The sequence below is a fragment of the Pseudodesulfovibrio profundus genome (assembly GCF_900217235.1).
Lineage (GTDB): Bacteria > Desulfobacterota > Desulfovibrionia > Desulfovibrionales > Desulfovibrionaceae > Pseudodesulfovibrio > Pseudodesulfovibrio profundus.
Genome location: NZ_LT907975.1, coordinates 1,786,429 through 1,806,322, shown reverse-complemented (window position 1 = coordinate 1,806,322; position 19,894 = coordinate 1,786,429). Strand labels below are relative to the sequence as shown.

The following is a 19,894-nucleotide window of genomic DNA, read 5'->3' as shown; positions in this document are numbered from 1 at the left end:
CGCCGGTCATCAGACAAACAAGAAGAGAAGAATGAAAGCAAAGAACAGACGGCAGCAGGAAGTGGTGAAGAACATTGTCATCATCCTCATGGCCGTGGTCGTGGTTGTTATTTTTTTCAATCTCGATTTCATCCAGAAAGGTGAGTCGGTTTTCAGCCAAAAGGCCCAGAACAAAGTCTATTTTGAAGGGGCGCTCAAGAGTACCGAGTTTGAAGAGAAAGAAGTCGACCGACTCATTGACACGATCAGAAAACACAACGATTTGTTGGAGAAAGTTGTCATTATCACTTCTGTTGATGATGAATACCGCAAGGTCATCGGGAGTACGCAGGTGGTCTTTGAGGTGTTGATGACGGTGAAGAACAACGGAACGATCTCGACGCCCGGCAAGCGGGTGACGCGGGATCGTTTGGTTGATGCGGTTCTCTACAAGATGAACAAGGATATCAAAGTGTATCGGCGACTCAAGAAGGAAGGCAAAGATTTCAACTCGCTGATAAACTCCTAGGGGATATCCGCACGTTACGTCAAAAGGCGTGCTGTATTTTTCTTGCCCATGACAGTTGCTCCGGTGTACGAGATTCGTTCCATTGGAGAGATGCTATGTTAAGTGAACATGATGTCATTATTGTAGGTTGTGGCCCGGCCGGAACAGCCGCTGCTGTCACTCTGGCTCGTCGCGGGCTGGACGTTGTCATGGTTGATCGTGCCTGTTTTCCGCGCAAGAAGCTCTGTGGCGGACTGTTGACCTGGAAAGCAGTCAAGCTGCTGGAGGTCGCGTTTCAGGAGAGCGCTACGAGTCTGACCGAACAGGGTATCATCAATTACGCGTCCGACCTATACGCAATCAAATCATTTGATACCGTCCTTGCCGAAGGCGAATTGCCGTATCCGTTCCATTTTGTGGATCGCTCGGCCTTTGACGCCCATCTGCTGAAACTGGCCGAACAGGCTGGAGCCAAATCCATTCTCGGTACTGCTGTTACTGCTTGTGATCCCGAGGCGGGGGAGGTTGTTCTGAGCAATGGGGACACCCTGCGTGGCAAGCATGTAATCGGCGCTGATGGCGCCAATTCCACTTTGCGGGCATCGCATCCACGGCATGATAGAAAGCGCTTCAGAGAGGGGATGGCCCCGGCCATTGAGGTTGCTCTGCCAAAGGACGCCTTCCCTCGCGAGGTCTCGTTCCCCGAGTTGTATGTGGGATTTCTCGATGCCGGATACGGTTGGGTCTTCCCCAACAAGGACCGTGTGATTGTCGGAATTTGCGGGTTGCGTCGCAACAAGGAAAATTTTTCAGTCCTCTTCGAGGACTACTTAGCCAAACTTGGCGTAGATCGATCGCTTGTAGGAACGTTGCATGGGCATCCACTGCCGTATGGCAACTACATAAGTGACCCTGTCCACAAACGACTGATGCTGGCCGGTGATGCAGGCGGGTTTGTGGAGCCCCTGTTTGGTGAGGGCATATTTTTCGCCCTGTGCACCGGACTGTTCGCCGGAGAGAGTATTCTTGAGGCCGAAGCCAAGCGTATATCGCCTGGTCCTTTGTATTCCCGCCGCCTGCACAGGGAGATCGTCCCCGAACTCAAGGCGTCGGATCGCCTGCGCTGGGCCTTGTTTCTTTCCATGCGCTATACCGGAACCGCTGCCCTCGGGTGCTTTGTCAGGACCGGGGCCTCGCCTCTTGCCGAGATGGTCCATGGCATGCGGTCTTACTCGCTCCTTCGTCGCAAAGAGTGGGATTTTCTGCCGCAGCCCTCGGGCTAGATGTTCTTTCTTTTGTATACCCGATAGATCGACTTGTAGGTGGCGTAGTACATCTGCACGTTGGCGACGTACGTGGGTGTCTCTGCACCGATATCCCGGTACGCAGCCCATTCAACATTGTCGAACCACTGGTTCGGATCAAGCTGCATCCGTTTGGCCTTGTCGCGAAGGCGCTTTACCCGGTTGGGTCCGGCATTGTAGGCGGCCAGGGCAAAGTCGATACGGTTTTCCTCGGGTACATCCTGAAAATAGGTGTCCATGAGGTGACGCAGGTACTTGGTGCCTGCATGGATATTGCCCTCAAGGGTTTCATAATCTTTGACATTGACGTTCTTGCCGAGGGCCGTGGAGGGGCGGACCTGCATGATGCCCACGGCACCGGCATGGCTGCGCTGGTTCATGTCCAGTCTCGACTCCTGATAGGCAAGGGCTGCCAGCTTGAGCCAGTCAATGTTGTATTTCTTCCCGTATTTCATGAAGAGTTCGCGCAGCTCGAGCAGGCGCTCCATGTCCTGCTGATTGTTGGGATGCTTCACCCAGTCGGAATTCTTGTAATAACGGTTGAAAACCATATTGCCCAGCAAGGTGCCTTGGCGAACCGTGGCGGCAAAGCGGCTCAGGCTGCGATTGAACTCGGTATTGCCGGGACGAACACCCCACGCAAGGTTGCCTCGTGTGTGGATGGGAGCGGCCTTGTAGAGCTTGATATTGGGCAGGGCGGTTTTCCAAATGTCGGCAAGATGATCCTCAGCCGCCGTATAGGAGATATATCCACGCTCCGCCATTTCCAGTAGTTCTTCCGTGACAAGGTACGGATCGGCATCCATGATGCGGATGGGCTTCATGTCCCGGCTGCGCAGATTGTCGCTGATGCGCTTCAAGTGGGGAGCGTAGCTTGAGCCCGCCATGACATGAACGGTCTTTCCGGCAAGGTCGGCAATGCTGCGAATGGGTGGCGCCATCTGGGAACCGACGATAATTTCTGTCACCCCTTTTCTGTACGGAGCAGAAAAGTCGATTTGTTCTTTGCGCTTCTTGGTAACGGTCAGTCCGGCGGCAATGATGTCGCCCTTGCCTGCAAGCAGGCTGGGGATCAGCTCTTCAAAGGGGACGGCTACGTAAGCAATCAGGATGCGTTTGCCCGGATTTTCCTGGCGGAGATGTTTGCCGTAGGCTTCCATCAGTTCATATTCGAGACCGCGACGGGCACCGTCCACAAGAAAGAAATTGGTGCGGTTGTAGCTGACCAGAACGCGGATGGGGCGACCCTTTTTTATCAACTCGTCGAGGTCCCCTTTCCATGGATTTGAAAGGCGTTCCAGGCTGTTGGGTTGCGCCATGGCAGGCATCGAGGACAACAGTAGCACCAAAAGAATCAGAACCGCACGAGCAAGGGGCATTCTACCTCCGAAGTTTTCATTATGATAACGCAAACTATTGTGAAAACACAACCTCTCGAAATCACAATGATTCGAAGCCGTACTTGATGACAACCAGCGTGATGTCGTCGTCAGGTCGTGCGAACCCGGAATAGAGTTGGACGGCCTCGAAAACCGCATCAAGGATCTCCTGGGCTGTGCCGTGCGCATGCTTTCTGACAATGGCCTTGAACCGGTTCTTGCCGAACATCTCGCCATCGGGGTTGCGTGTTTCCCAAATGCCGTCCGTGCCGATGGCAATGATCTGTCCCGGGTGCAGTTCGTTCATTTCCTCAGAGTACTGGGACTCCCGAGTTACCCCGAGAGGAAGACCGGTCTCTTCGCCGCCCAGTTCCGTGAATGCATCGTGCACCGGACAATAAATCATGGCCGGGTCATGGCCTGCCCGAACCCAGTGCGCCAAATTCTCGCTCGGGTCGAGCTTGAGGTAGAAAAGGGTCATGAATCGCCCGGACCCATCCAGATCATCGGAGAGGTGGCGGTTCATCTCGGTGACAATTTGTGCGGGCGTTCCGGGTTGCGCCGCACGCATCCGCAAAAATGCTCTGGCCGTGGTCATGAGCAGGGCCGCGTCCACGCCGTGTCCGGAAATGTCGCCTACGGCCACGGCAACAGAGGGCTGCTCCCTATCGAATCCTTCAAGGTAATCGAAATAATCACCGCCGGCGATTTCACTCGCCAGGGAAGCGCCTGCCATGTCCAGCCCCGGGATTCGGGGGGGCGTGTCGGGTAGGAGGCTCTTCTGGACCTCTCCGGCCAGCATCACCGCCTTCTTCTGCTCGGTAATATCGGCAATGAAAGCCACGTTGCCGAGGACGTTTCCGTCACGATCCCGCAGAGTGTTGGCATTGACCAGAATGGGGATGACATGCCCATCCTTGTGATGGATGGACCCTTCGAATCGGCGATAATCCTTCTTGAGCAGGCTATCCATGTTGGAAAGAAGGAAACGTCGGTAGGCTGGCGTTGCCAGGTCCATGGGATTCTTGCCGAGCAATTCCTCCGCTGTATAGCCGGTCATGCGGCAATATGCTTCGTTGACTTCCACGATCCGCATTTCGTCATTAAGCAGAAAATAGCCTTCACCTGCGGTTTCAATGATGCGACGGAACTTGAACTCACTGGCAGCCAGGGCTTGATCCGCCTTCTTCCTGTCGGTGATATCCATGAGAACACCCTGATTGTACAGGCGGTTGCCCTCTTCATCGCGCAACACCGATGTTTCATCCGATATCCAGCGGACATCGCCGTCAGCGGTTCGGATGCGGTACTCCTGAGCGTATCCCCCGGCGTCCTTGTCGCGGTAGTCGTCTATCTCCTGAGAAAGTCGTTCCTGGTCGTCCTTTTCAACGATATCGGCAAACGAAAGCTCCTGACTGATGAACTGTTCAGGCGTATAGCCCCATTGCCGAATGTTGTCAGAAACATACACGAGCTTGGCTTCTTCGGTCGCTTCCCGGCGAAACAGTATGGCGGGTGAATTCTCCACGATGAGATTGGCAAGCCCCATGGTCTCGCGAGCCTGACGCAATTGTTCCACTTCATTCAGGCATTCAGCGGCACCTTGCCGGGCCTGTTGCTTGAAATCGTGAAGATCCTGCGCCTGCTTGTCCCTGTCTCTTCGTAGTCGAGCGATTTCGGCCAGAAGGGCTTCATATGACGGCTGTTCGTTTGTGGGCATGCCTTTCTCTGTATGGTCCTTGTCCTTAGGCGTGTGCCACGAAAAGGACGGGTTGAGCGGATTGATTTACTGCTGCAAATCTATTTTCCTCCATCATATAATGCCGTGAGCGAAAAATACAATTGAATGGAAATCATTTTTATGCATTTTTTTGTTGACCATATTCTTGATTTAGTATTGAATACTATTATCAATCAAGCACAATGTACATACACGAGGAAGAAATGAAAGATAGTGTTCTTAAAACGATGAAAGAAGCAGGTAAACCTGTCCGCCCCGGTGATGTAGCCAAAGCACTTGGCGTAGAGAGCAAGGACGTGTCCAAAGCGATCAAGGCACTGAGGGAAGAGGGTAAAGTCATCTCCCCCAAGCGGTGCTATTACGAACCGGCATAAAATTTTTTGCAAGACAACAGAGCCATAACACATCATACCTTCCAACCTCCAAGCCCTAGCAGCCCCGATCTCACGCCCCCTGAGATCGGGGCTTTGCTTTTTAGAAGTATCAACTTTCTCCATATGACTTGATCAGGCCGGAAAAGAAGAAAGGGCCAACCGACAACGTCGGCTGGCCCTTTGCTGATGAATAGTGCTCTTTCGCTACTTCATTGCGTAGCGTTCGATTTTGCTCTTGTAGGCCATGATGCCTTCAGTCAGACCGAGGGCAAGGTAATCCAGGTATTTGTCGCTCTTCAGTCGGCCGGCTTCGGTCTTGTTGGTGATGTAGCCAAGCTCGACGAGAACGGAAGGCATCTTGGCTCCCATCAGCACGTAAAACGGTGCTTCGCGGGTTCCCATGCTTTTGAGTTGCCAACGCTTGCTGACGCGCGAGATCGTGCTGGACTGGACATCATTTGCCAGGTCCCTGCTTTCCTTGATCTTGGAGTTGACCATCAGGTCGGTCAGGATGAATTGCAGGTCGGAAATAGAGCGCGGGTCAACGGCGTTTTCCCGAGCCGCGATGCGAACGGCATCCTTGGATTTCGCCAGGTTCAGGCTGTAGGTTTCCAGTCCGTGTACACGGCTGCTCCGGTTTGCGTTGCAGTGAACGGAGATGAAAAGGTCGGCTTTTTTGACATTGGCCATGGCCGTTCGTTGCTCAAGCGGGATGAAAACGTCTGTGGTTCGGGTGTAATGGACGTTGAATCCTTTGGCTTTGAGTTTCTGGCCGAGCATCTTGGCAAACCGCAGGTTGATATCCTTTTCTCGCAGGCCGTTGGCCACAGCGCCGGGGTCTTTGCCTCCATGGCCGGGATCGATCATGACCGTTCGTACGGTCAGTCCGAGCTGCTCAAGCAGTTCTCCTGCGTGGGATTTGCTCGCTTTGGGCGGGCGGTACTTGCTGTTTGCCGGTGTGCTTGCGGCAGCCGCTTTGGCTGCGGTCACCGTGGCCGGATCAGGAGAATAGACATCGATGACGATGCGGTAGGGGTTTTCCAGGGGGAAAACCTTGTACTCCTGCATTGCCAGAAAATCGAGGACCACGCGGGTGGTGTCCTTGTCGTATTGTCCGGTTCGGATGGACCGGAGGATACCGTCTGAAACCGTGGTGGCGGGGGTCACGTCGTGACCGAGGCGCGCACCGTTCAGGTCGATATACAAGCGATGGGGGCGATTGACTTTGGGGTTGGGGTCCAGAACCTGATACCGGTACTTTACACGGCTATCAAGTTCCAGCACCACACGGGTGTAGTTGTCGCTGGAGCGGTAGCGGACCATGTCCAGGTGGGCAAGGCCGGATGGGTCTTTGGCCGAGGTGCGTTTCACCTTGGGCGGTTGCTTCTTTTCCACCTGACGAGCAATGGCTTTGCGTGTGTCGCCCCCAGTGCTCTTCTGTTTGGCTTCCGCGATGAACTGATTGTATTTCCCCAGTGCCTTCAACCGGGACTTGGCCTTGGATCGCATGTCCGCCCGAGGGTAGTCGACAATGATCTTGGCAAGATCCCGGCGGGCGTTGTTGTATTCACGGAGTCGTTTGGAATAGATGTTTGCCCTGTGAAACAGGCAATCGTCGGTCCAGCCGTGACGAGGGTAACGACTGATGACGCGCCCGTAGTAATCCACAGCGCGGCGAAAGTCGGATTTGAGTCCGCTCTGGTTGCCCAGTTCTTCATTGACGCGGGCAATGTAGTAGAGAGCTTTGGGAGCGTAGGGTCCGTTCGGGTCCTGTTTCAGACTGCGAACAAATCGTTTTTCGATTTTTTCCCAATTGGAGCGGTATTTACGTTTTTTCTTGTCTTTGAGGAGGGAATGGAACTCGGAATGCCCTATAATAAAATAGGATTTGGCGTTCTGGGCCATACTTTCGCCCGTCCAGCCCAGAAAGAAGACCAGCGTGAGTAATACCAGGATAGTTGTATTGCAGCGTGCAATGATAGGCAATGATTTCATGGCTATATAGCTATGGTGCTCCCTTTGTCCGCAAGTCGTTGTCGCGTCGAACGGTGGTTATGGCACTGGTGTCGTTTCGAATGATTTGGGCCATCATCGGAAAAAATCTAAAAAAAGTCCAGAGAAGAGTGCAAGAAACAACGGGACATTGGCTTGCCCCCCTTGATCCTGCGGGTTCAGGACTGATTGCTGACGACTGTGGACAGCATGGTATAGAGGTCACTTCTGCGGACCGGTTTGGTCATGTACTCGTCACAGCCGCTGGCAAGGCATCGGGCCTTTTCTCCAATCATGGAATTGGCGGTCAGCGAGATGATCTTCATGGGGGGCCATTCGTTGGTGCGCTCCAGGTCGCGGATACGGGGTGTGGTCTCATATCCGTCCATCAGCGGCATCTGCATGTCCATGATGATTGCATCGTATCGCTGTTCCTCAACAGCGGCCAAGGCTTCGCGCCCATTGTTGGCAAAAGTGAGCGACAGGGGCGTGTCTTCGAGGAACAACTGCATCAGCATGCGGTTGCTTTCGTCGTCTTCAACGATAAGGACGTCGAGTGGCGGAAGCTTGTCAGGCTCGATGACTGGCTCTGTAGCCGGAACATACGCTTCGTATGTCGGATTAATGGACGGCTCTGCCTGAGATGGTTTGATGTCATGTCCACTGTGGACGGTCATGGGGAGCCGCAGCATGAAGGTCGACCCTTTGCCCAGGTCACTTTCAAGCTCAATGCTGCCGCCCATCAGCCGGGCCAGACTGTTGGCTATGGTCAGTCCAAGACCGCTCCCCTGTCCGACGCGGGAAGTAGAAGCGTCCGCCTGCACGAATCGCTCGAAAATGTTCTGCTGATCCTCTTTGTCGATTCCGACTCCCGTATCCTGAATGATGAAATCCATGTGCACGGTATTGTCGTGTTCGTACCGTTTGGCAATCCGCAAGGAGACCTCGCCTTCAGGCGTGTATTTGATGGCGTTGGCCAGCAGGTTGATGAGTATCTGCCGCAACCGCCTGGCGTCGCCGAAAACCTGTCCTGGCATGTCCGGTGGCAGGTTGATGTTGAAGTTCAGGCTTTTTTGCTCTGCTTCCACACGCATCATGCGGCCGACATCCATTACGGTCTGGTGGAGATCATACGGTTTATACTCAAGCTTGATGATGCCTGTTTCTATTTTGGAGATATCGATAATGTCGCTTATGAGATCAAGCAGGCGCAGGCCCGAAGTCTCCAGCAGGTTGACGCACTGCTGCTGTATGCTCGTCAGGTTGGTTTCCTGCAGGACCTGACCGATGCCGAGCATGACATTGATCGGCGTGCGGATTTCGTGGCTCATGTTGGTCAGAAATTCGGATTTTGCCACGTTTGCGTCTTCTGCTTCGATACACGCCTTGGCCAGGGCTGCCGTTCGTTCTTCCACATGGTTTTCCAGTTCCCTGTTGATCTGGGCCAGTTCGTGTTCCGCCTGTTTCTGTTCGGTGATGTCGAAAACGATGCCGTTTGAGTAGGCGCAGTGTCCCGCCTGCTGGCAGATTGCCCCCCAGGCTCGAACATGCAGCCAGCGCAGCCCCTTGATGGGATGCAGCAGGCGGAAGGTGGCACCGAAGTTGATCTCTTCGGCGTAGCATTGGGTATTGCTGTTCTGAACCAGCTCTTCCAGATCGTCGGGGTGTACGTTCTTGAAGTAACTGTCAAAGTCCATCTTGTCTTCAATGCCCACCAGATCGCATATGGAATCGCTGGCCATGACAACACGGGCATTGTGCAACTGGTCGGGTGCCACCTGCAATCGATACACACCGAAATCCTTCACAGAATAGAGCGCCAGCGAGTACTCGCCCAGATTCTTCAGTTCCGACAGCTCGTGCTGAAGACTGTCTTTGGCGCTCCGGAGGGAGTCCATGGTTTTTTGCAGATCCCGTATCTCGGCGCGAAGTGATTCTGTGGAGTCGGAATGTTCAGGCATGCTGCACCATGCTTGTTATATGGTGGTAATGGGTCAGCGATACATTAGCTCAGATTGTCCGCTCCCACAATGGTGTCGCTCACGATTGAGCGGTACCTGTCTTGAGCCACTCGGCCCAGTCTTCACGCCCGTTTTGTCGAGCCTGCGCCGCTGCCGCCTCCCAGTCATAAGCCACATCAATCCATTCAATATGCCACTCCCTTTCAGCGGGCGAGACAATGCAATATCGTGCGTGGGGCGAACCGGCTGCCATGGCGTGGGGTGGTGTGTCGTCCGCATAGGCCGGCAGACCAACACTGCCTGGATTGACGATGGTCCTGTCGCTGCATCGAGCCTGTCCCGGAAAGTGGCTGTGGCCGGTGAGAATGAGGGAACATTCCGTCGGAACGTCCTGCAGGTCCTGGTCGATGTCCGTGCATGGGCGGCGTTGTGGTGAACCGGAGGATACATCTTCCAACAGATAGGCTGTGTCGTCGTGCGGGGTGCCGTGGCAAAGGAAGGCGTTGCCCAGTGCCAGGGTGGTCGGAAGAGAACCAAGCCAGTGGAGGCCTTCTTCTCCGATGGCATCACGGACGGCAAGAATATGACTGCTGGCATCCGGACCGGCTTCCAGCAGAATGCGATCCTGATTGCCGAGAATGGTCGGCATGGGGTGCGAGCGCAGGATGTCCCATGTCCCCTTGGGGTCAAGGGGGCCGTAAAAGATATCGCCAAGGTTCAGGCATTGCTGAATACCGCGATCCGAGGCGTCCTTGAGCACGGCTTCGAGCGCAAGGGTGTTGCCGTGGATGTCGGTCAGTATGGCTGTTGGAGCGTCTATTCTTTTCATCATTTGCCGAGTATTTTACAAACAGAGCTATTTGGCAAGCACGACCTGCGACAGGTGGCGCAACTCCTGTCAGGTTTTGCTGTGTCATTTATAAATGGGTTGGCAAGGAGGTAGAGCGTCATGTAGTGATACAAGTGGCCTGAATTCCTTTTTCGAGTCGCCTGCAGGTGGAGCGCGAATGCATCAAATAGTTGTCAATATATCGGATATGAAGATGTCCACCAAGCCCGAAGACGTCATAGTGACGTACTCGCTTGGTTCCTGCCTGGGAGTGACGGCATATGATCCGAAAGCAGGGGTCGGCGGCATGGTCCACTGCCTGTTGCCATCGGCTGCTGCTGCCAGGGAAAAGGCCAAGATGAACCCGTACATGTTCGTCAGTACCGGCGTGGCTTCCATGGTCCGCTGTCTTATTGAGGCGGGAGCAGAAAGAAAGCGGTTGATATTCAAGGCCGCAGGCTGCGCCAACATGCGAAACGACACTCTTTTCAGCACAGGTAAACGTAACTTTGAAGCGTTGCAGACGCTGCTGGACAAAAACAACGTACAACTCACATCGTACGAAGTTGGGGGAACCATCCCGCGAACCCTGTTTCTTTATATGGATACAGGGCGTGTGGTGGTCCGCTCTTTTGGGGAGGAGACGGAATTATGACCATCCGTAATGATATACTGGATAAACTGTCACACGTTGTGGCCATCCCGTCTTGTGCTCACAAGGCAGCGGCCATGCTGGACGATCCTGATGCCGATTTTGATGAGTTGGCCCGGTTGATCGAATTCGATCCGGGGCTGACAGCCAACTTGCTCAAGGTGGTCAATGCGTCATTTTTCAGCTCGAAACGGCCCATACTCACGGCCACCGAGGCCATTGGCAAGCTGGGCGATACGCAGATGCTGCAATTCGTCATTTCCACAGGTGTTGCTCCCACCTTTGTCCAGAAAGTGGAAGGGTACGATCTATCTCCTCTCGACCACTTGCAGCATTCGGTCACCGTGGCGCTGCTCTCGCAGGAGCTGGGCAATGTGCTGGGCATTGATTACCCCGACTATACCTTTACGGCCGGACTGCTTGCCGGCATCGGCAAAATCGTTCTCGGTCATTATGTGGCCGTCAATGTCCAGCCAATGCTTGATCTGGCAAGCCGCAAGGGGTTGAGTTTCGATCAGGCCGAAGACGAAGTGCTCGGCATCAATCATGCCGAGGTCGCCGGGATACTCCTTGATTCATGGGGCTTGCCCAAGCCTTTGGTGGATGTGGTCCGTCACCATCTGCGCCCGGATGAATTCGAGGGCCGGGACGTTGCTCTTGATCTGGTCCACTTCGGCAATGTCATGGCCAAGATGGTCGGTGTGGGACTTGGCGTCGATGGATTGAACTACATTCCCTCGCAAAAGGTGGCGGAACGCCTCGGCCTGGGGCCGGAACACCTTGATTTGACTTCTGCCAACGTGGTTTTTGAACTGCAAAGTGTCCGGGACATCTATATGGAATGTGTCCTGTAGTTCCTATGAAAACAGTAAACCGCCGGTAACACAGTGTGCTGCCGGCGGTTTTTTTGTTGATTTGTTGCCAATAATCTAGTTGGCGAGATAGGCGCGCTTGAGGATCACGGTCTGTTTGGGAACATCTTCAAACATTCCCCTGCGTGAGGTGGGGACCTTGTTGATCTCCTCCACGACCTGCATGCCGCGAATGACCTTGCCGAACACCGCGTAGCCGTGGCGTTGAATCTTGTTTCCGTAGCCCGCTTTCACAGCATCCAGCGCCAGGTTGTCCTTGACGTTGAAGAAGAACTGGCTCGTGGCCGAGTTGGGATTGCCGGTTCGGGCCATGGCGATGGTCCCCTCAACATTGCTGAGTCCGTTGGTGTCTTCGATCTTGATGGGCGGAGCCAGTGCGCGCTTGTTCTGCATGGGTGGGGCAAAGCCGCCTCCCTGGACAATGTTCATTCCCTGCTTGGAGCGGATGACCCGATGGAAGATGGTATTGTCGTAAAACCCGGCCTTCACATAGGTCAGGAAGTTGGTCACGGAAATCGGTGCGGCCTTGGCGTCCAGCATCACGAAAATGGTGCCTTTGGTGGTTTCCATGATCACGACGGGGTTGGTCGGAGCAGCCGAAGCTGTCGTCGCATTCAGTCCACCCACGGTCAGCAGGCAGCCCAGTATCAGGAGACAAAGAGAGCGGCTTATGATTTGTTTCATGATCTTTATTCTCACGATTGACGGTGGTTAATTGCGCAGGGCGTCCAGCAGAAGCTGGCGTGCTGCGGTTGGGTTCATATCCTGCCCGGTCCAGAGCTTGAACTGTGCCAGTCCCTGATGGAGGAACATCTCAAGACCGGAAATGGTCGAGCATCCGGCTTCTTCGGCTTCGGAAAGAAAGCGCGTTCGGAGCGGGTTGTATACGATGTCGTACGCCACGCACTCTTCTGGGAAACGGCTGGCATCCCAAGGCGTATGTGATTGAAAATCACCGGACATGCCAAGTGGCGTGGTGTTGCAAATCAACTGGGGCGATTCGTCCATGCGCTTTTCCCAGGGAATGACCTTGACCGAGAACTCGTCGGCCAGTGCTGCGGCCTTGGCTTCCGTTCGGTTGGAAATGCAAATACGGGGTATCCCCAGTTCCTTGAATCCGGCCAGCGCAGCACGAGCCGCACCGCCAGCACCCAGTACCATGGCGGATTGCGGCAGATCGGCAAGGTCGTTGAGCGGGGCGATAATACCGATGACGTCGGTATTCTCACCGCACAGCATGTCGCCGTCCCAGTACAGGGTGTTGACCGCTCCCACGGCCTGCGCCCGATCGGTGATGTGATCGAGGTATGCCATGACAGTCTGCTTGTGCGGGATGGTGACCGACAATCCCTGAATGGGAGTTGAACGGACGGTCTCCATGAATGACGCTAGACCTGTCGGTTCAACCGGATACGGCTGATATTTGCCGTCGATACCCAACTGGTTGAATCCCCAATTGTGCAGGGTCGGACTCATGGTGTGGCCCAGCGGCCAGCCTATGATGCCGTAGCTATCCATAGTTTATGCGCTCTGCGCCTGTTCGTAATTGCCCACGGCACTCCCGCTCCAATCATCGCCAGAAGACTTGAGATTGGGCTTGAGCATTTTGAACAGCACGCCCTTGGGACCGACTTCGGTGAATGAACGGATACCAGTTCCGTACATGGCCTGCATGGTCTGAATCCAGAGAACCGAAGAGGTCATCTGGCGCTGCATGATCTGCATGGTGCTTGCTGCATCCGGCTCGGGCAGGGCCGTGGCATTGTGGAAAATGGGGAAGGCCGGCGCATTCCACTTCAGTGCGCCAAGGAAAGTGGCAAACTCGTTGGCAGCCTCCTGGATGAGAGGGCTGTGAAACGCGCCGGATACGGCCAGAGGAATGGCGCGGCCCTTGGCGGCCTTGACCGCTTCGGATGCGATATCGAGGGCGTCTTTTTCTCCGCTGATCACGAACTGAGCCGGAGTGTTGTAGTTGGCGATCTTGAGTTCCTTGGCTGCGGACTGGGCGGCATCTTCCACGATGGATTCCACCTTGTCCTGGGCCATTTTTACGATGGCGGCCATGCCGTGGCCTTCCTGGCCGGCTTCGGCCATCAGTTTGCCGCGAAGGGTCACGGCCTTGATGGTGTCTTCGATGCTCAAGGCACCGGCTGCGGCCAGAGAGGCGAACTCACCCAGGCTGTGTCCGGCGGTTGCGGCCGGTTGGACTTTGTCCTTAACGGCCAGCCACAGGGAAAGATTGGTCACGGTCAGGGCGGGCTGAAGGGCGCGAGTGTCGGCCATGTCTTCGGCTTCGCCGTCCCAGTATATTTCGCGCAAAGGGAGTCCGGCTTCGTGTTCAGCCAGTTTCCAGAGGGCAAGTGCCTCGGGCATGGCCTCGGCCACGTCCCTGCCCATGCCTTTTTCCTGGGACCCTTGCCCCGGGAAGAGAATCGCGAGTTTTGTCATTGTGTGCTCCTTGATATGAGAGTGGCGTTGTTTAAAACGCGCTCGGAAGGTACCGCGTATCCGCCTCCCGCGCAAGGGAACCGGTGTCGCATGGCGTCTGAGTGACCGGGGCTGGACATGTCCGTGTATAGTCCCTATAAGCCGACGAAATAATGTGATTTTTGAAAAAGTGAAAATTTCTCATTCGGGAGTAGGGTGACCAACTCCCCGATTTTCAAGAATCTTTCTAGAGTTTTTCTTTTGGCGGCAAATGTGAATAATCAATAAAAATTGTCCAACTGACTTGATTTAACTGGATTTCCCGGTTATCTATGTCGGTAATGGTCGAAAAGCTGTTGCTTGTTCGGCCTGAATGCAAGTGGGTAAAACCACTTTGTATTCAGTCAATAAGTATGAGGAGTTTTCTGTGATGAAACCCAAGGATCCGGATTGTATCTTCTGCAAGATCGTGGATGGGGAAATCCCCTCTGCCAAGGTCTATGAATCAGATTCAGTCCTGGCCTTTCTCGACATTGCCCCGGTGAATCAGGGTCACGCCCTGGTCCTTCCGAAAGGTCACTATCCAACGATGATGGATATCCCTTCGGAGCTGGGAGTGGAGTTGATGGAAGCCCTGTCCAAGGTTGGCAAGGCGGTGATGGAAGCAACTGGTGCTGATGGTCTCAACCTCATGCAGAACAACTATGAGGCAGCCGGACAGTTGGTTCACCATGTGCATTTTCACTTGATTCCGAGGCATTCGGACGACGGACTGAAGTTGTGGCCCCAGTCGGGCTACGACAACCCTGAAGAGATGAGCGAACTGGCGAGTACCATCGCCGGTCTGTTGAAATAACGACAAGTATTTCCCCAGGTTTTGAACACCTGATTCGGTAACCCAAAGTGGAGGCGATCAATGAGCACCCTCACCAAAGCTGGTATTGTGGATTACATCTACGAGCGCACTGACAAAAACCGCGCTGAAATCAAGGATCTGGTAGAAAGCATTCTTGATATCATGAAAACCGCCGTCAAAAAGGATCATGCCCTTCTGATCAGTGGTTTCGGTAAGTTCGAAGCGTACGACAAGCGCGCCCGCAAAGGCCGCAATCCCCAGACAAGCCAGACCATTACCCTGCCCCCGCGCAAGGTGGTCGTCTTCCGCCTGTCTCGCAAGTTCCGCGCTGAACTGAATCCTTCCTAGGAAGGAAGAGCCTCCTCCCTTCCCATTGCTTTTGCACTGCCTTTGCAGTGTGAATGACGATGGGGTGTGAACGAGACAATCCTCATCGCCGCACGCACCACGCGTGCGGCGAGTGTGGGATTGTGTCGTGTCTACTTGCATCCACACATTCACATGGGTCGAAATACCTCGACCCTTTTTTTGTGCCGTAGTTTCCGGATTATATTTTCTTACGGTTGCATAGTGTTACTTATTGTGATTAAGTAACAACTATTGCATCATAATCTCGAACTAGTATCTATTGAGGGTGTGCGAATGTATTCTTTGATCTGGTCTTGCGTGTTGTTGCTGTTTCTTGTCCTGTCCGCTCCCATAGGCGCAGAGGCTCGGGAAGTAGTGGATTCATCACAGCGTTCCGTTGATGTGCCTGAGAGTGTCGAGCAGGTTATTTGTTCCGGGTCGGGCTGCCTGCGACTTTTAACGTACCTTCAGGCACACCCCATGGCTGTGGCCGTTGACGACATTGAATCGCGCAGGCGGAAGTTTGATGCGAGGCCGTACGCAATTGCCAATCCTCAGTTCAAGTGCATGCCGATTTTTGGCGAATTTCGGGGCCATGACAACCCGGAGCTGATACTGACCCTTGAACCGCAGCCGCAGGTCATCCTGAAGACATACTCATCAAGCATGGGATATGACCCTGTCGAATTGCAGGAGAAAACCGGCATCCCGGTGGTGGTGCTCAATTATGGTGATCTCGCCAGGTTGAAACCGGAACTCTACAAGTCACTGCGCATCATGGGCGAGGTCGTGGGCAAGCAGCAGCGGGCTGAGGATGTCATCACCTTCATCGAAGCACAAATCAATGACCTCAAGCAACGCACGGCCGATATTCCAGCACAGGACCGCCCTTCGGTTTTTGTCGGTGGCGTAGCGTTCAAAGGGCCGCACGGGTATCAATCGACTGAGCCGACCTATCCGCCTTTTTCTTTCGTCAATGCCAACAATCTGGCGTACGATACCGCTCTTTCCGGCAAGGAACTCCGTCACTCCAACGTGTCCAAGGAAAAAATCGTGGAGTGGAACCCTGATTACCTGTTCCTTGATCTGTCTTCCCTGCAACTGGGAGACAAGGCTGGCGGCCTTTTCGAGTTGCGCAGTGACCCTGCCTACCGGACGCTGACCGCGGTGAAAGAGGGCAGGGTGTATGGTTTGCTGCCATACAATTGGTACACCAAGAACTATGGTTCCATCCTTGCCAATGCCTATTTCATAGGCAAGGTCCTATATCCTGAGCGGTTTGCCGATGTTGATCCGGCAGCCAAGGCTGATGAAATCTACCGTTTTCTCGTGGGCAAGCCGGTGTTCAAGGATATGAATGCCATATTTGACGGTCTTGCCTACCAGCCTGTTTCGGTCAATTAGCATGCACTTCTCCGACGGACAGGTGCCTGACGAGTACAGGCGATACATCGGTTGGAAGGTGACGCTGATCTGCGTTGTAGCTGCAGCCTTGGTCCTGACTCTTGTGGTTGCCATTTCCATGGGCGCGGCACGCATTCCTTTCACGGATGTCGTTAGCAGCCTGATAGGCGGGGCGGTCTCCAAGCGTTTCGAGATTATTGTCTGGAATATCAGGCTTCCCCAGGCACTCACTGCCATCGTGGCAGGTGCCGGTCTGGCCGTGGCCGGAACAGCCATGCAATCCATTTTGCGCAATCCGCTGGGTTCCCCCTTCACGCTGGGCATCTCCCACGCGGCCGCCTTTGGTGCAGCGCTCTCTGTCATGGTGCTGGATGGCGGGATCATGACTTCCAGCCAGGCAGATACCGTGAACATCACAAGTCCGTATGTGACCACCGGGATCGCTTTTGTCTTCAGTCTGGCCGCTGCCGGAGTGATTGTTGCCGTATCGCGCCTGCGGGGGAGTACGCCCGAGATCATGGTCCTCACCGGTGTTGCCCTTGGCGCACTCTTCACGGCCGGGACCATGTTTCTCCAATTCTTTGCCGACGATGTACAACTGGCTGCCATGGTCTTCTGGACCTTTGGCGATACGGCCCGGGCATCATGGTCGGAGCTTGGCGTGGTGTCGGTTGTTACCGTGATATGCTCGGCTTACTTTTTTGCCAATGGCTGGAATTACAATGCCATCGATGCGGGTGACGAGACCGCCAAAGGGCTGGGCGTTCGTGTGGAGCGGGTCCGCATGATCGGGATGCTGCTCGCCTCCATGCTGACAGCGGTGATCATCGCTTTTCTTGGCATCATCGGATTTGTCGGGCTGGTGGTGCCACACATGGCCCGTCGGGTCATCGGTTCGGACCATCGTTTCCTGCTTCCCGCATCGATTCTTTCCGGCGGGTTGCTGTTGCTGGTCTCGGATACGGCGGCTCGGCTGATTCTGGCGCCGCATGTCCTGCCGGTCTCGGTCCTCACCGCCTTCATGGGAGCGCCGGTGTTCATTTATCTCATTATCAGGGGGCAACGCCGATGATTCTATCAGTCTCTGATCTCGATTTTACCTACGGCGGTCATTCCGTGCTTTCCGATGTGGAGTTCAACCTCCGGGGCGGAGAGCTTCTAGCAATTCTCGGCCCCAACGGTGTCGGAAAGACAACCCTTCTCAAGTGTATCAATGCCATTCATTCGCCATCATCAGGCAAGGTCATGGTCGAGGATCGGGATGTGCTCGCAATGACGCCCGACGAGATCGCACTGGGGATCGGGTACGTTGCCCAGAAGTGCGAAGCGGCGCGACTCACTGTCTTTGATGCCGTGCTCATGGGGCGCAAGCCCCACATCAGATGGCGCGTTGGTGAACACGACCTCAAGATAGTGGAGTCAGCCATCAGGCGACTGCATCTGGATTCGCTCTCATTGCGGTATATCGACCAGCTCAGTGGTGGAGAGCTGCAAAAGGTCGCCATTGCCCGTGCCATGGTTCAGGAGCCCAAACTGATGCTGCTTGATGAACCAACCAGTTCCCTTGATCTCAAAAACCAGATCGACATCCTTACCATGCTCAGGCGCGTGGTGGACGAGCACAGAATCAGCGCTGTCATGACCATGCATGATCTGAACACCGCGTTACGTTACGCGGATAAGGTACTTTTTCTCAAAAATGGACGGATTCATTCTGCAGGCCCAGCCTGTAGCGTGACGCCCACGATGGTCGAGGAGGTCTATGGATTGCCCGTGCATATCCATACCGTACAGGGACATCCCATAGTTGTCCCCATGGCTTGAAATCAATAAAGGAGAATACTCTATGTCCTGCAATATCCCTAAAGAATTGATCGACCAGACCATAGCTTTTCACGGCCACAGTTGCCCGGGGCTGGCCATTGGCATTCGAGCCGCCGAACTCGCCATGCGTGAGCTGGGCAGTCCTGCGGAAGTTGACATGGTGGCCATTTCCGAAACCGATATGTGCGGTGTCGACGCCATTCAGTTCCTGACGGACTGCACCTACGGCAAGGGCAATTTTCTACATCGTGACTACGGTAAGAAGGCCTTTTCCTTTTTTGACAGGAAAACAGGCAAGGGATTTCGTGCCGTGCTCAGCCAGGACGTTTTCTCCGGAGTCGATCAAGGGCAACGAGAAATGATGCTTGAGCTGTTCATGACCCTTGATCTCGACGATATGTTTTCCATTACCAGGCTGGAGTGCGACCCGCCCAGGCCGGCCAAAATTCTCGAAAGCCTGACCTGCGAGCAGTGCGGCGAATACGTAATGGAATCGCGCACCCGTCGGTTTGCAGGCAAGACATATTGCATCCCCTGCTTCGGAGATGTTGAGCAAAAAATCTGATGACGGCTGTTGAGCCGTGCCCGATGGCGAAGCTCGAAGGGATGACGAGTTTCATTGTCGATGGTCAATGGCATGTTGCCAAGGGGTGCCGTGTGCCCTGCTTGCACCATAATCACGCTTTTGGCAGATAAAAAAGGGCCTTCCGATTATCGGAAGGCCCTTTTGGATAGGTTCATATTCGTCGTTTATTGTGCCGGTGCTTTCAGAATGAATGCCTTGGGGAACATGTCCTGCATGGCTTCCACAGCGGTTTCAGCCTCTGGTGTGCCGGAGAACGTTCCGGCCTGTACCTTGAATAATCCTCCAGCGGATTCCACGATGCGGGATTCGTCGTAACCACGGGCGACAAGGTCAGCCAGCACATTCTCGGCGTTGGATTGCTCGGAAAAAGCGCCCACCTGCACGTAGTAGACATCACCTATCGGTGCGGGAGTATTATTGGCAGGGTCCACGGTCTCCATCGGTTCGGAAAGCTTTTCGGCAGGTGCTTCGACTACAGGTTCCGCAGCCGGGGCTGTTGTGGCCACTTCCGGTGCAGCAGGCTCGGGGGCCGGGGTTGCTGCCGTATCCACTGCTTCCGGTTCGGGAAGCGGTTCTTCGCCCAGGTCAGTCTCGCCCACCTCATTGGTGATAGCTTCCTTCTTGGGCGCATTGATTTCGTATGTCTCTTCAATGACCATCGGCTCTTCCTCGATCTGCTTCACCTCGGGCTTGGGCTCGGGAGCCGCGGTCGTGGTGGTCGTGCGTGTCGGAGCCTTGGAAGGTGGCGTCGAAACGATGTGTTTGCGAAAACAGCCGGCTGTTACGAGCGTGCTCATCAGCAGGAGCAACGCCAGCAGCGTGGAAATAGAAAACCGTTTTGTCATTGAAATATCCCCC

General features: G+C 54.5%; 20 protein-coding genes. 11 read left to right on the top strand and 9 right to left on the bottom strand.

The window, feature by feature from the left end; translation table 11 throughout:
• Positions 1 to 31 precede the first annotated feature (31 nt).
• Positions 32 to 508: a hypothetical protein gene (locus DPRO_RS08635; protein ID WP_097011682.1), complete on the top strand. Its 477-nt coding sequence runs from the start codon at positions 32 to 34 to the stop codon at positions 506 to 508.
• Positions 509 to 603: 95 nt separating this feature from the next.
• The gene (locus tag DPRO_RS08630) at positions 604 to 1,770 is read left to right on the top strand and encodes a geranylgeranyl reductase family protein (protein WP_097011681.1); all 1,167 of its coding nucleotides are present in this window, start codon (positions 604 to 606) and stop codon (positions 1,768 to 1,770) included.
• On the opposite strand, the gene DPRO_RS08625 is transcribed toward DPRO_RS08630, so the two are convergent.
• A complete protein-coding gene (locus tag DPRO_RS08625; protein ID WP_162291165.1) occupies positions 1,767 to 3,170 on the bottom strand; it encodes an MltF family protein in 1,404 nt (467 codons plus the stop codon). The genes DPRO_RS08630 and DPRO_RS08625 overlap by 4 nt on opposite strands.
• 61 nt (positions 3,171 to 3,231) lie before the next feature.
• Positions 3,232 to 4,890: a PP2C family protein-serine/threonine phosphatase gene (locus DPRO_RS08620; protein WP_097011679.1), complete on the bottom strand. Its 1,659-nt coding sequence runs from the start codon at positions 4,888 to 4,890 to the stop codon at positions 3,232 to 3,234.
• Positions 4,891 to 5,114: 224 nt separating this feature from the next.
• Between DPRO_RS08620 and DPRO_RS08615 the strand changes: the two genes are divergently transcribed.
• Complete coding sequence (locus DPRO_RS08615; RefSeq protein ID WP_097011678.1) at positions 5,115 to 5,285, top strand: helix-turn-helix domain-containing protein; 171 nt, start codon at positions 5,115 to 5,117, stop codon at positions 5,283 to 5,285.
• Positions 5,286 to 5,489: 204 nt separating this feature from the next.
• On the opposite strand, the gene DPRO_RS08610 is transcribed toward DPRO_RS08615, so the two are convergent.
• From DPRO_RS08610 to DPRO_RS08600, 3 genes are all read right to left on the bottom strand, one after another.
• A complete protein-coding gene (locus tag DPRO_RS08610; protein ID WP_097011677.1) occupies positions 5,490 to 7,280 on the bottom strand; it encodes an N-acetylmuramoyl-L-alanine amidase in 1,791 nt (596 codons plus the stop codon).
• 176 nt (positions 7,281 to 7,456) lie between these two features.
• Complete coding sequence (locus DPRO_RS08605; protein WP_097011676.1) at positions 7,457 to 9,238, bottom strand: ATP-binding protein; 1,782 nt, start codon at positions 9,236 to 9,238, stop codon at positions 7,457 to 7,459.
• Between the two features lie 79 nt (positions 9,239 to 9,317).
• Positions 9,318 to 10,070, bottom strand: a complete 753-nt coding sequence (locus tag DPRO_RS08600) for a metallophosphoesterase family protein (protein ID WP_097011675.1) — start codon at positions 10,068 to 10,070, stop codon at positions 9,318 to 9,320.
• Positions 10,071 to 10,245: 175 nt separating this feature from the next.
• Here DPRO_RS08600 and DPRO_RS08595 point away from each other — a divergent pair, with 175 nt between their 5' ends.
• Both DPRO_RS08595 and DPRO_RS08590 read left to right on the top strand, forming a co-directional pair.
• A complete protein-coding gene (locus tag DPRO_RS08595; protein ID WP_097011674.1) occupies positions 10,246 to 10,722 on the top strand; it encodes a chemotaxis protein CheD in 477 nt (158 codons plus the stop codon).
• Positions 10,719 to 11,573, top strand: a complete 855-nt coding sequence (locus DPRO_RS08590) for an HDOD domain-containing protein (protein ID WP_097011673.1) — start codon at positions 10,719 to 10,721, stop codon at positions 11,571 to 11,573. The genes DPRO_RS08595 and DPRO_RS08590 overlap by 4 nt, the downstream gene beginning before the upstream one ends.
• Before the next feature lie 75 nt (positions 11,574 to 11,648).
• Here DPRO_RS08590 and DPRO_RS08585 read toward each other — a convergent pair whose 3' ends face one another.
• From DPRO_RS08585 to DPRO_RS08575, 3 genes are read right to left on the bottom strand one after another with little or no spacing between them, the layout of a single operon-like run.
• The gene (locus tag DPRO_RS08585; RefSeq protein ID WP_097011672.1) at positions 11,649 to 12,275 is read right to left on the bottom strand and encodes a peptidylprolyl isomerase; all 627 of its coding nucleotides are present in this window, start codon (positions 12,273 to 12,275) and stop codon (positions 11,649 to 11,651) included.
• Positions 12,276 to 12,302: 27 nt separating this feature from the next.
• Positions 12,303 to 13,109, bottom strand: a complete 807-nt coding sequence (gene aroE, locus DPRO_RS08580) for a shikimate dehydrogenase (protein ID WP_097011671.1) — start codon at positions 13,107 to 13,109, stop codon at positions 12,303 to 12,305.
• A 3-nt stretch (positions 13,110 to 13,112) separates the two neighbouring features.
• A complete protein-coding gene (locus tag DPRO_RS08575) occupies positions 13,113 to 14,039 on the bottom strand; it encodes an ACP S-malonyltransferase (protein ID WP_097011670.1) in 927 nt (308 codons plus the stop codon).
• A gap of 409 nt (positions 14,040 to 14,448) precedes the next feature.
• On the opposite strand from DPRO_RS08575, the gene DPRO_RS08570 reads away from it, so the two are divergent.
• The 6 genes from DPRO_RS08570 to DPRO_RS08545 all read left to right on the top strand — a co-directional run bounded on the left by DPRO_RS08570 (position 14,449) and on the right by DPRO_RS08545 (position 19,015).
• Positions 14,449 to 14,874, top strand: a complete 426-nt coding sequence (locus DPRO_RS08570; protein WP_097011669.1) for an HIT family protein — start codon at positions 14,449 to 14,451, stop codon at positions 14,872 to 14,874.
• Between the two features lie 60 nt (positions 14,875 to 14,934).
• On the top strand, positions 14,935 to 15,222 hold the full coding sequence (locus DPRO_RS08565; RefSeq protein WP_097011668.1) for an integration host factor subunit alpha: 288 nt from the start codon (positions 14,935 to 14,937) through the stop codon (positions 15,220 to 15,222).
• A gap of 294 nt (positions 15,223 to 15,516) precedes the next feature.
• Positions 15,517 to 16,626, top strand: a complete 1,110-nt coding sequence (locus DPRO_RS08560; protein WP_097011667.1) for an iron ABC transporter substrate-binding protein — start codon at positions 15,517 to 15,519, stop codon at positions 16,624 to 16,626.
• Between the two features lies 1 nt (position 16,627).
• Positions 16,628 to 17,698 (top strand): FecCD family ABC transporter permease, encoded by a 1,071-nt coding sequence (locus DPRO_RS08555; RefSeq protein WP_097011666.1) that lies wholly within the window; start codon positions 16,628 to 16,630, stop codon positions 17,696 to 17,698.
• Positions 17,695 to 18,450, top strand: a complete 756-nt coding sequence (locus DPRO_RS08550; RefSeq protein ID WP_097011665.1) for an ABC transporter ATP-binding protein — start codon at positions 17,695 to 17,697, stop codon at positions 18,448 to 18,450. The genes DPRO_RS08555 and DPRO_RS08550 overlap by 4 nt, the downstream gene beginning before the upstream one ends.
• Before the next feature lie 22 nt (positions 18,451 to 18,472).
• Complete coding sequence (locus DPRO_RS08545; RefSeq protein ID WP_097011664.1) at positions 18,473 to 19,015, top strand: FmdE family protein; 543 nt, start codon at positions 18,473 to 18,475, stop codon at positions 19,013 to 19,015.
• Between the two features lie 185 nt (positions 19,016 to 19,200).
• Here the strand turns inward: DPRO_RS08545 and DPRO_RS08540 are convergent, their stop codons facing one another.
• Positions 19,201 to 19,881 (bottom strand): SPOR domain-containing protein, encoded by a 681-nt coding sequence (locus tag DPRO_RS08540; protein ID WP_097011663.1) that lies wholly within the window; start codon positions 19,879 to 19,881, stop codon positions 19,201 to 19,203.
• Positions 19,882 to 19,894 lie beyond the last annotated feature (13 nt).